Origin of the sequence: Saccharothrix espanaensis DSM 44229 (assembly GCF_000328705.1) — a bacterium.
GTDB lineage: Bacteria > Actinomycetota > Actinomycetes > Mycobacteriales > Pseudonocardiaceae > Actinosynnema > Actinosynnema espanaense.
In genome coordinates, this window is sequence record NC_019673.1 from 499611 (window position 1) to 513564 (window position 13954).

Here is a 13954-nt window from a genome sequence, read left to right on the forward strand (position 1 = left end):
GGGTTCATGCGGATCACCGTCACCGTGGACGGGGTGGCCTACAACGACGAGGTCGAGCCCCGCACGCTGCTCGTGCACCACCTCCGCGAACGACTGGGCAAGACCGGGACGGTCGTGGGTTGCGACACCGGCAACTGCGGCGCGTGCACCGTCCACCTCGACGGCCGCAGCGTGAAGTCGTGCTCTGTGCTCGCGGTGCAGACCGACGGCCGCGAGGTCGCCACCGTCGAAGGGCTGGCCCGCGACGGGAAGCTGCACCCGGTGCAGCAGGCGTTCCACGAGAACCACGCGCTCCAGTGCGGGTTCTGCACCCCCGGCATGATCATGCAGGCCATCGACCTGCTCGCGGACGACCCCGACCCCGACGACGACGCCGTCCGGCACGGCCTGAAGGGCAACCTCTGCCGCTGCACCGGCTACCAGAACATCGTGCGCGCGGTCCGCGACGCGGCCTCGCGGATGCGCCCGGGGGCCGGTTCCGCCGAAGACCGAACGGAAGTCGAACGGGTCGAGGACGAGGTCCGCGCCCCGCAGCACACCGGGGGCGGGGAATGACCGCCACCGCCGGGCCCGAGATCGGCCGCGCCCGCCGGCGCAAGGAGGACGCCCGGCTGATCACCGGCGCGACCCGCTGGACCGACAACCTCCAACTGCCCGGGATGCTGCACCTGGCCGTGCTGCGCAGCCCGTTCGCGCACGCCCGGATCCTCTCGGTCGACGTCGGGGCGGCCGTGGCGATGCCCGGCGTGCTCACCGTGCTGACCGGCGCGGACCTGGCCGACGAGCAGGGCAGCCTGCCGTGCGCGTGGCCGATCACCGAGGACATGCTGGCCCCGCCCGCGCCGTCGCTCGCGGTGGACGAGGTGAACTTCGCCGGCGAGGCGGTCGCCCTCGTCGTCGCCCGCAGCGCGGCCGAGGCGCACGACGCGCTGGCCGCGATCGACGTCGAGTACGAGGACCTGCCGGTGGTGCTGGACCTGACCGCCGCGACCGCCGACGACTCCGCCCTGGTGCACCCCGACCTGGGCACCAACAAGTCCGCGACCTGGGTGTTCGACTCCGCGGCCGCCGGCACCGGCACCGACGTGGACGCCGCGATCGCCGCCGCCGCCGAGGACGGGGTGGTCGTCGAGCGGGTGTTCCGCCAGCAGCGGCTCATCCCGGCGTTTCTGGAACCGCGCTCGGTGGTGGTCGACCCCGGCCCCGGCTCGGCCACCCTGTGGTCGGCCACCCAGGTGCCGCACATCCTGCGCTGGATGCTGTCGGCCGTGCTCGGCATCCCCGAGCACAAGCTGCGGGTGATCGCCCCGGACGTCGGCGGCGGGTTCGGCGGCAAGCTCCAGGTCACGCCCGAGGAGGTGCTGACCCTGCTGGTCGCCCGGCGGCTGGGCAAACCGGTGAAGTGGACCGAGACGCGCACCGAGTCGATGCTGTGCGCGCACCACGGCCGCGACCAGCTCCAGAAGATCACCGTGTCCGCGCGGCGGGACGGCACCGTCACCGGGCTCAAGGTCGACCTGCTCGCCGACATGGGCGCGTACCTGCGGCTGGTCACGCCGGGCGTGCCGATCCTCGGCGCGTTCATGTTCAACGCCATCTACAAGTTCGCCGCCTACCGGTTCACCTGCACGAACGTGTTCACGAACAAGACGCCCACCGACGCCTACCGGGGCGCGGGCCGGCCGGAGGCCACGTTCGCCATCGAGCGGATCATGGACGAGCTGGCCGCCGAGCTCGGCGTGGACCCGCTGGAGCTGCGCCGGAAGAACTGGATCCGGCACGAGGAGTTCCCGTTCACCACGGTCGCCGGGCTCACCTACGACAGCGGCGACTACGAGGCGGCCACCGCCCGCGCCGTCGAGCTGTTCGGCTACGACGCGCTGCGCGCCGAGCAGGCCGGGCGGCGCGCGGCGGGCGACCCGGTGCAGCTCGGCATCGGGATCTCCACCTACACCGAGATGTGCGGGCTCGCGCCGTCACGGGTGCTGGGCGCGCTGCGCTACGGCGCGGGCGGCTGGGAGCACGCGGCGATCCGGATGCTGCCCACCGGCAAGGTCGAGGTGGTCACCGGCACCTCGCCGCACGGGCAGGGGCATGAGACGGCGTGGAGCCAGATCGTCGCCGACCGGCTGGGCGTCCCGTTCGAGGACGTCGAGGTGCTGCACGGCGACACCCAGGTCGCGCACCGGGGCATGGACAGCTACGGCTCGCGGTCGCTGGCCGTCGGCGGCACGGCGGTCGTGCTGGCGGCGGACAAGGTGCTGGCCAAGGCCCGGACCGTGGCCGCGCACCTGCTGGAGTGCTCGGCCGACGACGTCGAGTTCACCGCCGGCACGTTCGCCGTGCGCGGCACGTCCACCACGATGTCGCTGGCCGAGGTGGTGGTGGCCGCGCACGTGGCGCACAACCTGCCGGACGGGGTGGAGCCGGGGCTGGACGCGGACGCCACGTTCGACCCGGACAACTTCTCCTACCCGCACGGGACGCACCTGTGCGCGACCGAGGTGGACACCGAGACCGGGCGGGTGACCATCCGGTCGTACGTGTGCGTGGACGACGTCGGCAGGGTGGTCAACCCGCTGATCGTCGAAGGTCAGGTGCACGGCGGCCTGGCCCAGGGCATCGCGCAGGCGCTCTACGAGGAGGCCGTGCACGACGAGGGCGGCACGCTGACCACCGCGACCCTGGCCGACTACCTGGTGCCGTCGGCGGTCGACCTGCCGACGTTCACCACCGACCGCACCGAGACCCCGGCGGACTCCAACCCGTTGGGAGTCAAGGGGGTCGGCGAGGCGGGCACCATCGCGTCCACGCCGGCCGTGGTGAACGCGATCGTGGACGCGTTGCGGCACAGGGGCGTTCGTGACGTGGAAATGCCGTGCACGCCGATGCGGGTGTGGAAGGCGTTGCAGGGCAAGGAAGACGTCCCGGTGGCCTTGGGCGGCGTCCACGGCTCGATCGACGCGCGTGGGGGTGCCGCGTGATCCCGGCCGCGTTCGACTACGTCGCGCCGTCCACAGTGGACGAAGCGGTGCGCGTCCTGGCCGAGGGCGGCGAGGACGCCAAGGTGCTGGCGGGCGGGCAGAGCCTGCTGCCGGTGCTGCGGATGCGGCTCGCCGCGCCGACCCTGGTCGTGGACCTGTCCGGGCTCACCGAGCTGACCGGCGTGCACGACGACGGCGACTCGTTGCTGATCGGCGCGATGACCACGCACCACGAGGTGCAGCGCGACCACCTGGTGCGCGAGCACGCGGCGTTGCTGCGGCTGGCCACCGACACCGTCGGCGACCCGCAGATCCGGCACCGGGGCACGGTGGGCGGCGCGCTCGCGCACGCCGACCCGGCGGGCGACCTGCTCGCGCCGGTGCTCGCGCTGGACGCGGTGCTGGTGTGCACCGGGCCGGCGGGCACCCGGGAGGTGCCGGCGGCGGAGTTCTTCACCGACTACTTCACCACCGCGCTGGAACCGGGCGAGCTGCTCACCCACGTGCGGGTGCCGAAGCTGACCGGGTGGGGCGCGCACTACGAGAAGTTCAACCGGGTCGCGCAAGCCTGGTCGATCGTCGCCGTCGCGGTCGCGCTGGAGGTGGTCGACGGGGTCGTCCGGGCGGCGCGGGTCGGCCTGACCAACATGGGCCCGACCCCGGTCCGGGCGCGCGGCGTGGAGGAGGAGCTGGTCGGGCGGCCCGCGACGGCCGAGTGGATCCGCGCGGCCGCCGCCCGTGCCGCCGAGGGGGCGCACCCGACGTCGGACGGCAACGCCGACGCCGAGTACCGCACCCACCTGGCCCGGGTGCTGACCGAGCGGGCCGTGACGGCCGCGGCGCGCGCGTGAAGGCGGTGGGTGGGTGAAGCTGGAGCACACCTTCACCGTCCCCGCCCCGGTGCCGGCGGTGTGGGCGGCGCTGCTCGACCCGGAGAAGGTCGCGCCCTGCCTGCCGGGCGCGGCCCTGACCGGGGTGGACGGGCGGGCGTTCACCGGCACGGTCAAGGTGAAGCTCGGCCCGGTCGTCCTGGTGTACAAGGGGACCGGCGAGTTCACGGCGGTGGCGGAGCAGGAGCGGACGGCCGTGCTCAAGGCGTCCGGCAAGGACTCCCGGGGCAACGGGACGGCGGCGGCGACGGTGTCGTTGGCGCTGGTGGCGGCGGCCGGCGGCACCGCTGTGTCCGTGGTCACCGACTTGACGATCACCGGTCGTCCGGCGCAGCTCGGACGGGGGTTGATCAGCGAGGTCAGCGGCAAGATCGTCGGCCAGTTCGCCGATTGCCTGGCGACCCGGCTCGCGACGGGGGAGGCTGGGCCCGTGACAACCCCCGATCCCAAGGCGGCCCCCGAACCCGACCCCGCTCCGCCGGCCAAGCCCGCTCCCGAGGCCAAGCCCGGCCCCGCGAAGCCGGCCACCGCGAAGCCCGGCCCCGCCAAGCCCAAACCCACCAAGGCCGGACCCACCAAGTCCGGTGCTGCCGCCAAGTCGGCCCCCGCCAAGCCCGAGGCCACAGCCAAGCCTGGTGTCGCAGCCAAGCCCGTGGCCGAGTCCGGTGTCGTTGCCGAGCCCGAGGTGCACGCCGAGCCCGAGACCGCCGCCGCCAAGGCCGGAACCGCCGCTGCGGACGAGCCGCGAGCGGCATCGCAAGACGAGTCGCAAGACAAGCCGCAGGACGAATCGCGAAACGAATCGCGGGACGAGGCGCCGGCCAGGCCGCACCTGCGGGCCGTGCCGGACGAGCCGATCGACCTGCTGGAGACGGCCGGTGCGCCGGTGGCCAAGCGGGCGCTGCCGATCGTGGTGGCGTTGGTCGTGCTGGTGCTGCTGCTGCGCCGACGTCGCCGGCGGCAGCGCTGAAGCGGACGGGCGGGCGGCTGGCGGCGGTGTCGCTGGTCGCCTGCCTCGCCGCGGCGTGCACCGGGTCGCCGGTCGTCATCACCTCGTCCCAGCCGCCGCCGACGACCACCACGCCGCCGCCACCGCCGTCGTTCACGCTGGCCGCGGGCGGCGACATCCTGGTTCACCCGCTGCTCACCGAGCAGGCCGACCTCGACGGCGGCCGGACCTTCGGGCCGATCCTGGACGGGCTGCGCCAGGCGGTCGACGCCGACCTGTCGATCTGCCACCTGGAGACCCCGCTGTCCGCGCCCGGCGACCCGACCTACGGCTACCCGGCGTTCAGCGCCCCGCCCGAGGTGGCGACCGCGTTGAAGGACCTCGGCTACGACAGCTGCTCGACGGCGTCCAACCACACCCTCGACCGGGGTTCCGGCGCGATCAAGACCACTTTGGACGTGCTGGACGCGGCCGGTCTGAAGCACACCGGCTCGTTCCGCACGCCCGAGGAGTCCGCGACCCCGCTGCTGCTCGACGCGCGCGGCGTGAAGGTCGCGCAGCTCTCCTTCACCTACGGCTTCAACGGCATCCCGCTGCCGAAGCCGTGGATGGCCAACCAGCTCTCGGTCGACGGCGTGCTCACGGCCGCCCGCGCGGCGAAGGCGGCCGGCGCGGAGGTCGTGGTGGCGAGCCTGCACTGGGGTGCGGAGTACCAGCACGAGGCGACGCCCGAGCAGCGCGAGATGGCGCGGGCGATCCTGGCCGACCCGGCGGTGGACCTGATCATCGGCACGCACGTGCACGCCGTGCAGCCGGTCGAGCAGGTCGACGGCAAGTGGGTGGTCTACGGCATGGGCAACGAGGTGGCCCGGCACTCCGAGCCGCGCGGGATCACCGAGGAGGGCATCGTCACCCGCTTCACGTTCGTGAAGGGCCCGGACGGCTGGGCGGTGGAGCACGCCGAGTACGTGCCGACCCTGGTCGAGTTCGGCCCGCCGATCCGGGTGGTCGACCTGACCCGCGCCCCCACCACCCCGCGCCGTGCGGAAGCGCTGGCCCGCACGGACGACGTGGTGAAGAGCCTGGGCAGCACCATCACCCGCCGCTAGCCGCTCCAGCGCCGCATACCCCAAAGCCGATCACCCTGGCGCCGATCATCCCAGGGTTGATCACCCGAGCGCCGATCACCCGAGGGCGAGGGACAGCCCGGCCGCGTCGGCGACCCGCGCCAGCCGCTGCTCCCAGCGGCGGGCGGTGTCCGGGCCGGCGGCGACGGCGTCGCGCAGGTCGGGCTCGGGAGTCTTCGCCGGCACCGGCAGCCACCCGTCCACGGGGCGCAGCGAGTCGCTCGCCACGTCGCCGGCCAGCAGCGACAACGTGCCCAGCCCGCAGGCGAAGTCCAGTTCGGGCAGGGCACCGGCCAGCGCCAGCCCGGCGGCCATCCCCACCGAGGTCTCCACCGCCGACGACACCACGCACGGCAGCCCGCACGCCTCGGCGACCTCCAGCGCCCGGCGCACCCCGCCCAGCGGCGCGACCTTGATCACCGCGAGGTCCGCGGCGCCGGCCACGGCGACCCGCAGCGGGTCCTCGGCCCGCCGGATCGACTCGTCGGCGGCGATCCGCACGTCGACCCGCCGGCGCACCGCGGCCAGCTCCTCGATCGACGGGCACGGCTGCTCGACGTACTCCAGCCCGCCCGCCGCCCGGTCCAGCTCGCGGATCGCGCGCACCGCCGTGTCGACGTCCCACGCGGTGTTCGCGTCCACCCGGACCAGCCCGGACGGTCCGAGCGCGGCCCGCACCGCCTCGACCCGGGCCAGGTCGTCGGCCAGGGGCACCCCCGGGTCGGCCACCTTGACCTTCGCCGTACGGCACCCGGAGGCGGCCACGATCTCGTGCGCGCGCTCCGGCGACACCACCGGCACCGTGCAGTTCACCGGCACCCGGGACCGGACCGGCGCGGGCCACCCGGCCGTGGCGGACTCGACGGCGCAGGCCAGCCACGGCGCGCACTCGGCGTCGGAGTAGTCGAGGAAGGCGCAGAACTCCCCCCACCCCCGCGGGCCCTCCAGCAGCACGCCCTCCCGGACGGTGATGCCGCGGAACCGGGTGCGCAGGGGGATCGAGTAGACGAACACCCCGGCAGCCTAGATCGGGTCCAGCGCGGCCACCCGGCGCAGGGCGCTCGCCGCCGGTCCGGGGTCCGATTCCTCCACGGCGATCCGCAGCGCGGCCGCGAACCGGTCCACCCGCCGGTCCAGCGCGGCCAGTTCGCGCGTCGACTCGGCGATCGCGGCGGCCAGGCCGGGCCGGTTGTCCGCGCCGGCCAGTTCGCCGCGCACCGCCAGGCTGCCGCGCAACGCCGTCAGCGCCTGCCACAGCAGCGCCTCCACGTGCGCTAGCCGCGCCGGGTCGGCGTTGCCCCGCAGGGCCAGGAAGTGCTCGCACAGCCGCCGCGCCCGCCGGCGCTGCTCCTCGTCGGGGAACTGCGCGCAGTGCACCACGTCCCGCTCCCGCGCGGCCAGCGCCACGTCCCACCCGTCGACCGGCCGGGGTAACAGCAGGATCGCGCCGACCAGCACGAACGGCAGCACCGCCCACGGTCCGGGCAGGAGCACGAGCAGCACCGCCGCGAGCGGCACGGCCGCCGGCAGCAGCACCAGGGCCCGCCGCCGCCGGGACCGGGCCCGCGCGGCCCGCGCCGCCGGTCCCGGGTCCGCGCCGGGCCGCCACATCCACCAGCGCGGCACCGGTCCGAGCCGCACGACCACCGTCATGTCCCACCGAATCGTCGGGCCGCAATGAGGTGGATCAACCTAGCGGCAGGCCCCGGCGGGGAGAAGGTCAGCCGACCTCCGGCAGCTTCGGCCCGAGCAGGTCGTCCGCGTCGACGATCTTGTACGCGTACCCCTGCTCGGCGAGGAACCGCTGGCGGTGGGCGGCGTAGTCGGTGTCCAGGGTGTCCCGGGAGACCACCGAGTAGAAGTGCGCCTGCCGCCCGTCGCCCTTGGGCCGCAGCAGCCGGCCCAGCCGCTGCGCCTCCTCCTGGCGCGACCCGAACGTGCCCGACACCTGCACCGCCACCGACGCCTCGGGCAGGTCGATGGAGAAGTTCGCCACCTTCGACACCACCAGCACCCGCAGCTCGCCGCGCCGGAACGCGTCGAAGAGCTGCTCGCGCTCCTTGTTCTTGGTCGACCCCTGGATGATCGGCGCGTCCAGCGCCTCGCCCAGCGACTCCAGCTGGTCCAGGTAGGCGCCGATCACCAGGGTCGGCTCGTCGGGGTGCCGGTCCAGGATCGCGCGCACCACGGGCAGCTTGGTGCGGGCCGTGGAGCACAGCTTGTAGCGCTCGTCCGGCTCGGCGATGGCGTACTCCAGCCGCTCGTTGTCGGTGAGCGTGACCCGGACCTCGGTGCACTCGGCGGGCGCGATCCAGCCCTGCGCCTCGATGTCGCGCCACGGCACGTCGTACCGCTTGGGCCCGATCAGCGAGAACACGTCGCCCTCCTGGCCGTCCTCGCGGACCAGGGTCGCGGTCAGGCCGAGCCGGCGGCGGGACTGGAGGTCGGCGGTCATCCGGAACACCGGCGCGGGCAGCAGGTGCACCTCGTCGTAGACGATCAGGCCCCAGTCGCGCGAGTCGAACAGCTCCAGGTGCTTGTACTCGCCCTTCGACTTGCGGGTGATCACCTGGTAGGTCGCGATGGTGACCGGGCGGATCTCCTTGCGCTCGCCGGAGTACTCGCCGATCTCGTCCTCGGTCAGCGACGTGCGGGCGACCAGCTCGCGCTTCCACTGCCGGCCCGCGACGGTGTTGGTCACCAGGATCAGCGTGGTCGCGCCCGCCTCGGCCATCGCCGCCGCGCCGACCAGCGTCTTGCCCGCGCCGCACGGCAGCACCACGACGCCCGAGCCGCCCGCCCAGAACGCCTGGGCGGCCAGCCGCTGGTAGTCGCGCAGCTGCCAGCCGTCCTCGACCAGGTCGATCGGGTGCGCCTCGCCGTCGACGTAGCCCGCCAGGTCCTCGGCGGGCCAGCCGACCTTGAGCAGGATCTGCTTGAGCCGGCCGCGCTCGCTGGGGTGCACGACCACCGTGTCGTCGTCCAGGCGCTCGCCGAGCATCGGCTTGATCTTCTTGTGCCGCAGCACCTCCTCCAGCACGGCGCGGTCCACCGAGCTGAGCACCAGGCCGTGCGCGGGGTGGTTGGCGAGCTGGAGCCGGCCGAACCGGCCCATGGTGTCGACCACGTCCACCAGCAGCGGCTGCGGCACGGGGTAGCGGGAGAACCGCACCAGGGCGTCGACGACCTGCTCGGCGTCGTGCCCGGCGGCGCGCGCGTTCCACAGCGCGAGTGGTGTGACCCGGTAGGTGTGGACGTGCTCGGGGGCGCGCTCCAACTCGGCGAACGGCGCGATCGCGGTGCGCGCGTCCTCCGAGAGGGGGTGGCCGACCTCCAGCAGCAGGGTCTTGTCCGACTGGACGATCAAAGGGCCGTCGGTCACGGGAACGCACTCCTGTCGCTTGGCGTACCACCAGTGTTCCAACCGGGTGCAAGTCGACTTCGGAGCGTGTCCGATCAGGCACGCAAAGCGCTTGGACTCGGTTCGGTAAAACCGAGTACACCCGGATGGCGCAGTGGTTTACCTTGCCTTGTCTCCCGCTCGCGCGTCATCGCGTGGAACCGGCGGGTCCCGATTCGAACGAAGGTCATCATGAGCACGGACGCGCCCGCGCCCACCCCGAACCCGAACTTCCCGCCGGCCCCGCCGCAGCAGCAGGAGCAGGCCGCGCCGCCGAAGAAGAAGAACATCGCGGTCCGGATCCTCACCTACATCGCGGGTCTGATCGTGGTGGGCCTGGTCATCTACGGCTTCAACTACTTCTCCAGCGACGCCGCCCAGACCAAGGCGGGCGACTGCGCGAGCCTGTCCGGCACGCGCACCAAGCCGGAGTTCAAGACCGTGGCCTGCGGCGCGGCCGAGGCCAACTACACGGTGGCCAAGGTGCTGGGCTCGCTGTCCGAGTCGTGCGGCGGCAAGTACTACGACGAGTACACCGAGACCGCCCGGCGCGGCCCGGACTCGAAGCTGTGCCTGCTGCCGAACCTGGCCGAGGGCTCCTGCTACGAGCTCGACAACCCCACGAACGTCGGCTACCCGGCGGTCGACTGCGGCAAGTCCGGCGTGCTGAAGCTGACCAAGGTGGTCAAGGACTCCGACGACGAGTCCGCGTGCGGCGACGGCGCGCCGATGGCCTTCTCCGAGCCGAAGACGGTGTTCTGCTTCGAGCCCGGCCAGGCCGCCTGACCTCGCACGACCGCGCTTCGCGCTGATCAGCCCCCGCCGGGAGACCACACCGTCCCCCGGCGGGGGCTGTTCGCGTGCGCCGGGGGCACCACCGCCGGCGACGCCTTCACACGGAGCCGGGTACGCGGGCCGCTACCTTCTGGGGCGTCACGCGCACCCGTCCAGCGAGGATGATCATGAGCAACGAGCCCAACCAGCCCGCCGGGGACGAGCCCACGCCGGCCGCCGGTCAGGCCGGGCCTGACGCCAAGCCCGGCCTGACCGGCGGGCCGGCACCCGACGCGAGCCCGACCGCCGCTCCCGGCGCGGGCTCCGGCGCGACGCCGGCACCCGTCGCGGGGGCCCCGGTCGAGACCGGTCCCGCCGAGACGGCACCCGGTCCCGAGCGGTACCTGATCGCGCCGGGTGCCGAGGAGCGCGAGGAGCCGGCGGCGGCCGGTGGCGGTGCCCCGGTGAAGAAGATCCTGATCGCCGCGCTGGCCGTGCTGGTCCTGGTGGGCGGCTTCTTCGCCATCCGGTACTTCGTGTCCGCCAACTCGACGGCGTCGGCGGGCGACTGCGTGAGCCTCGCCCAGCAGGACGACAACCGTGCCGACGTGAAGAACCTCGACTGCGGCGACGACAAGGCGTCCTACAAGGTCGGCAAGGTCCTCGACACGGCCGACGCGGTGTGCCCCGAGGAGGGGCTGTACACCGAGGTGTCCCCGGTCGGCGGCGTCGGCGACGGCTACAAGCTGTGCCTGCTGCCGAACATGGCCGAGGGTGCCTGCTACAAGCCGGACGAGGGCACCGGGTTCGTGAAGGCCGAGTGCACCGGACCGGAGACGATCAAGGTGACCAAGGTCATCAAGGACTCCACCGACCTGACCCAGTGCCCGGACAGCGCCGGCATGTCCTACCCGGAGCCCGCCGTCACCTACTGCCTGGCACCAGCCGAGGTGTAGCGGTCTGAGGTGTAGCGGTCTGCGGTGTAGCGGTCCGGGGGTAACCACATGCGGTGAACCCGCTCAACCCGGCGTGCGGCCGTGCCGATGTCCCTGACCATGCGGAAACTCGGGTGGGGCATCGGTGCGGCCGTCGTCGTGCTGGCGGGCGTCTACGCGCTGACCACGACCGGCGGTGACGCCCCGCGCCCGGTGCCGGGCGAGTGCGCGAGCATCTCCGGCACGGCCGACCAGCCTCGCTACCAGGTCGCCGACTGCGCCGCCGCCCAGGCGAACGTCAAGGTCGCGAAGGTGGTCGACCAGGCCGGGCAGTGCCCCACCGGCGGCGCGCCCTACTCGACCTACACCGGCCCGGTCACCCTGTGCCTGATCCCGAACCTGGTCGAGGGCTCCTGCTACGAGCAGGACGGCGAGGCCGGCGTGCGCAAGGCCGACTGCGGCTCGGCCGAGGCGGTCAAGGTGGTCAAGGCCGACCGGGGCGGCGCGACCTGCGGCACCGGCCGCACGCTGACCTACCCCGAGCCGTCGGTCACGTTCTGCCTGGCCCGCGTCGGCGACCTGCGCTGACACCGCCGGCCGCGGGGGTCGGGCCGGGGTGACCCGGCCGACCGGTCGGGCTGATCGGAAACCGCTGCGCACGCCGGCCGCCCGGCGGTACGTTCCGCTCGTCCGATCCGAGAGGAACACCGCGTGACCACGCCCCCGAACCAGCCGCCTCACGGCCCGCCGCCGGGCGGCTACCCGCCCCCGCAGCCGGGCTGGGGCCAGACGCCCCCACCGGGCTTCCCGGCCGCCCCGCCCGCGGCCCACCCGCAGCAGCAGCCCTACCCGCCGCAGCCGAACTACCCGCCGCCGGGCCAGGGCTACCCGGGCCAGGGCTACCCGCCACCCGGCTACCCGCAGCAGCCCGGCTACCCGCCGGGCCAGCCGGGCTACCCGGGGCAGCAGAACTTCCCGCCGCCCCCGAAGAAGGGCACCTCCACGGGCGCGAAGGCGCTGGTCGTCGTGGTGGCGCTGGGCGTGGTCGGGATCGTGGTGGCCGGGATCATCGCGGGCATCGGCAGCCCCGGCCGGGCCGCCGTGGGCGACTGCATCAAGGTCAACTCGGTGAGCGTGACCGACGCCGACGTGGAGACGATCGACTGCTCCTCGCCCCAGGCGGCGTTCAAGGTGGCGGTCACCCTCGACAGCAGCACCGACGCGTGCCCGTCCGGGGACTACTCCGAGTACAGCGACCGCGGCGGCCGGCGCAGCAACGGCTTCAAGCTGTGCCTGGCGTTCAACGCCCGGGAGGGCGACTGCTTCAAGCAGGAGGGCACGATTGTCGCGGGCAAAACCACCAAGGTGACCTGCGATTCGTCGGCCACGCACAAGGTGCGCAAGGTGGCGGACACCGAGGACGAGAACCAGTGCGAGAGCGGTGAAACCGTGTTCGTCTACTCACAGCCCGCTACCACGATCTGCATGGTCAAGACTGAATAACAAAACCGAGGGGCCTTCCACGAGAACGCGGAAGGCCCCTGGAAACATCATCTTTCGTTCAGCGCGCGCGGTGGGCCGGTGGTCGGGTTTGTTCCTCAGCGCCCGCGGCCGGCACTCCAGCGCACGGCGCTAGTTCGTCGTTCCCGGCGGTAGCAGGGCCTGGACGTCCAAGCGGGACTCCAAGACCTCCTCGGCGTCCATCATGTCGGCCACCCGCTGGAGCCGGATCTGGTTGAGCGACAGCGGGAACGTGCCCACCGACACCAGTGCCGCGGTCTGCTGGTCGACGTCGACGTACCCGGTCAGGGCATCCTGCACGGACAGCTTGTCGTTCGTCGCGAGCTGCTGCGCGTCCCGCAGGACCTGGCGGAACAGGGCCAGCGTGCGCGGGTTGGCGTCGGCGAACTTCTTGCTCGACGCGTACCCCGACATCGGGAAGTCCTTGGTCGGGCCGATCGCGGTGTCGGTCACGATCCGCGCGCCCACGTCCTTCTGCGCCTTGGTGATGAACGGCTCGGTCATCCACGCCGCGTCGACCTGGCCCGCCTTCATCGCGTCGACCATCTGCTCGAACGGCATGACCTTGAGGTTGATCCGCTGCTTCTCCACGCCGGCGGTGTCCAGCACGGCCTTGGTGGTCAGCGCGCCGACGTCGGACTCGCTGTTCACCGCGATCCGCGGCGAGGCGAACCGGGCCGGGCTGTCGTAGTCGCTGTCCAGCGTGACCAGGGCCATCGTGTTCGCGCCCGCCTGGTACGCCTCGCCCTGGAGCTGGAGCTGGGTGCCGTCGGCGACGGCGCGGAACAGGTTGACGTGACCGGCCCAGGTCACGTCCAGCGTGGTGTCGAGCTGCTTGATGCCCTCGGCCTCGCTGCTCAACGTCACCAGCTGCACGGACAGGCCGGCCTTCTCGAACAGCTTCTCGTTGGTGGCGAGCTTCAGCGGGGCGACGTCGACCACCGGCATCACGCCGATGCGCAGCGTGTTGCGCTCCACCTCGGGTTTGCCGCCGCTGTCGGTACCCGGCCACAGGCCGCACGCGGTCAAGGTCGCGGCACACGCGAACAACGCTGCCGCACGTCGAAGAACACGCGCTGGGGTAGGCATGGCACCTCTCGCCGCGATGACCTCTTGAGCGGGGTCTATTTGATCAACCGAATTGTCGACGCATGTTGTCGATGCCGGGGATGGTAACCACCCGGAGGTGTGAAACGACAGTCCCGACCGATACGGTGAGTGCTTCCAGAGTCTTCCCCGCGGCAGGGTCCCGGCACTACGCTCCCGGCCGGGTGGCTCAAGGTCCGTGTGGTGGCGTTGCGTCCCTGTGCGGGGTGGGGTGCCTAGCCGGCGCTACCACTCCTGTGCTGCAATTCGGCCCGAATTCGTGTCCAT

General features: G+C 72.9%; 13 protein-coding genes. 9 read left to right on the forward strand and 4 right to left on the reverse strand.

The genetic code is table 11. The features are described 5' to 3' along the window. Nucleotides 1-6 precede the first annotated feature (6 nt). The 5 genes from BN6_RS02400 to BN6_RS02420 are packed head-to-tail and all read left to right on the forward strand — an operon-like array spanning nucleotide 7 to nucleotide 5932. Nucleotides 7-555, forward strand: coding sequence for a (2Fe-2S)-binding protein (locus BN6_RS02400; protein WP_015097932.1), 549 nt, complete (start codon nucleotides 7-9; stop codon nucleotides 553-555). Continuing rightward, nucleotides 552-2984: a xanthine dehydrogenase family protein molybdopterin-binding subunit gene (locus BN6_RS02405; RefSeq protein ID WP_015097933.1), complete on the forward strand. Its 2433-nt coding sequence runs from the start codon at nucleotides 552-554 to the stop codon at nucleotides 2982-2984. Before BN6_RS02400 ends, BN6_RS02405 begins: the two co-directional genes overlap by 4 nt. Then, entirely contained in the window at nucleotides 2981-3835 is an 855-nt protein-coding gene (locus BN6_RS02410; protein WP_015097934.1) for an FAD binding domain-containing protein, read from the forward strand. Before BN6_RS02405 ends, BN6_RS02410 begins: the two co-directional genes overlap by 4 nt. Nucleotides 3836-3848: 13 nt before the next feature. Further along, nucleotides 3849-4844: an SRPBCC family protein gene (locus tag BN6_RS49445; RefSeq protein ID WP_015097935.1), complete on the forward strand. Its 996-nt coding sequence runs from the start codon at nucleotides 3849-3851 to the stop codon at nucleotides 4842-4844. Between the two features lie 26 nt (nucleotides 4845-4870). Further along, nucleotides 4871-5932, forward strand: coding sequence for a CapA family protein (locus BN6_RS02420; protein ID WP_015097936.1), 1062 nt, complete (start codon nucleotides 4871-4873; stop codon nucleotides 5930-5932). A gap of 75 nt (nucleotides 5933-6007) precedes the next feature. Here the strand turns inward: BN6_RS02420 and BN6_RS02425 are convergent, their stop codons facing one another. From BN6_RS02425 to BN6_RS02435, 3 genes are all read right to left on the reverse strand, one after another. Next, a complete protein-coding gene (locus tag BN6_RS02425; protein ID WP_015097937.1) occupies nucleotides 6008-6964 on the reverse strand; it encodes an o-succinylbenzoate synthase in 957 nt (318 codons plus the stop codon). A 9-nt stretch (nucleotides 6965-6973) separates the two neighbouring features. Further along, entirely contained in the window at nucleotides 6974-7603 is a 630-nt protein-coding gene (locus BN6_RS02430; RefSeq protein WP_015097938.1) for a hypothetical protein, read from the reverse strand. 67 nt (nucleotides 7604-7670) lie between these two features. After that, nucleotides 7671-9332, reverse strand: coding sequence for a DNA repair helicase XPB (locus tag BN6_RS02435; RefSeq protein ID WP_015097939.1), 1662 nt, complete (start codon nucleotides 9330-9332; stop codon nucleotides 7671-7673). Between the two features lie 210 nt (nucleotides 9333-9542). On the opposite strand from BN6_RS02435, the gene BN6_RS02440 reads away from it, so the two are divergent. The 4 genes from BN6_RS02440 (at nucleotide 9543) to BN6_RS02460 (ending at nucleotide 12562) form a co-directional block, all read left to right on the forward strand. Beyond that, entirely contained in the window at nucleotides 9543-10136 is a 594-nt protein-coding gene (locus BN6_RS02440; protein WP_041311702.1) for an LppU/SCO3897 family protein, read from the forward strand. A gap of 176 nt (nucleotides 10137-10312) precedes the next feature. Next, nucleotides 10313-11080, forward strand: a complete 768-nt coding sequence (locus BN6_RS41510; protein ID WP_015097941.1) for an LppU/SCO3897 family protein — start codon at nucleotides 10313-10315, stop codon at nucleotides 11078-11080. A gap of 99 nt (nucleotides 11081-11179) precedes the next feature. Beyond that, nucleotides 11180-11647, forward strand: coding sequence for an LppU/SCO3897 family protein (locus tag BN6_RS41515; protein ID WP_148302711.1), 468 nt, complete (start codon nucleotides 11180-11182; stop codon nucleotides 11645-11647). 123 nt (nucleotides 11648-11770) lie between these two features. Further along, nucleotides 11771-12562, forward strand: a complete 792-nt coding sequence (locus tag BN6_RS02460) for an LppU/SCO3897 family protein (protein ID WP_015097943.1) — start codon at nucleotides 11771-11773, stop codon at nucleotides 12560-12562. Nucleotides 12563-12691: 129 nt separating this feature from the next. Here BN6_RS02460 and BN6_RS02465 read toward each other — a convergent pair whose 3' ends face one another. Beyond that, nucleotides 12692-13630 carry an ABC transporter substrate-binding protein gene (locus tag BN6_RS02465; protein WP_231904953.1) on the reverse strand — a complete coding sequence of 313 codons (939 nt, stop codon included), beginning with the start codon at nucleotides 13628-13630 and terminating at the stop codon, nucleotides 12692-12694. Between the last annotated feature and the right edge of the window lie 324 nt (nucleotides 13631-13954).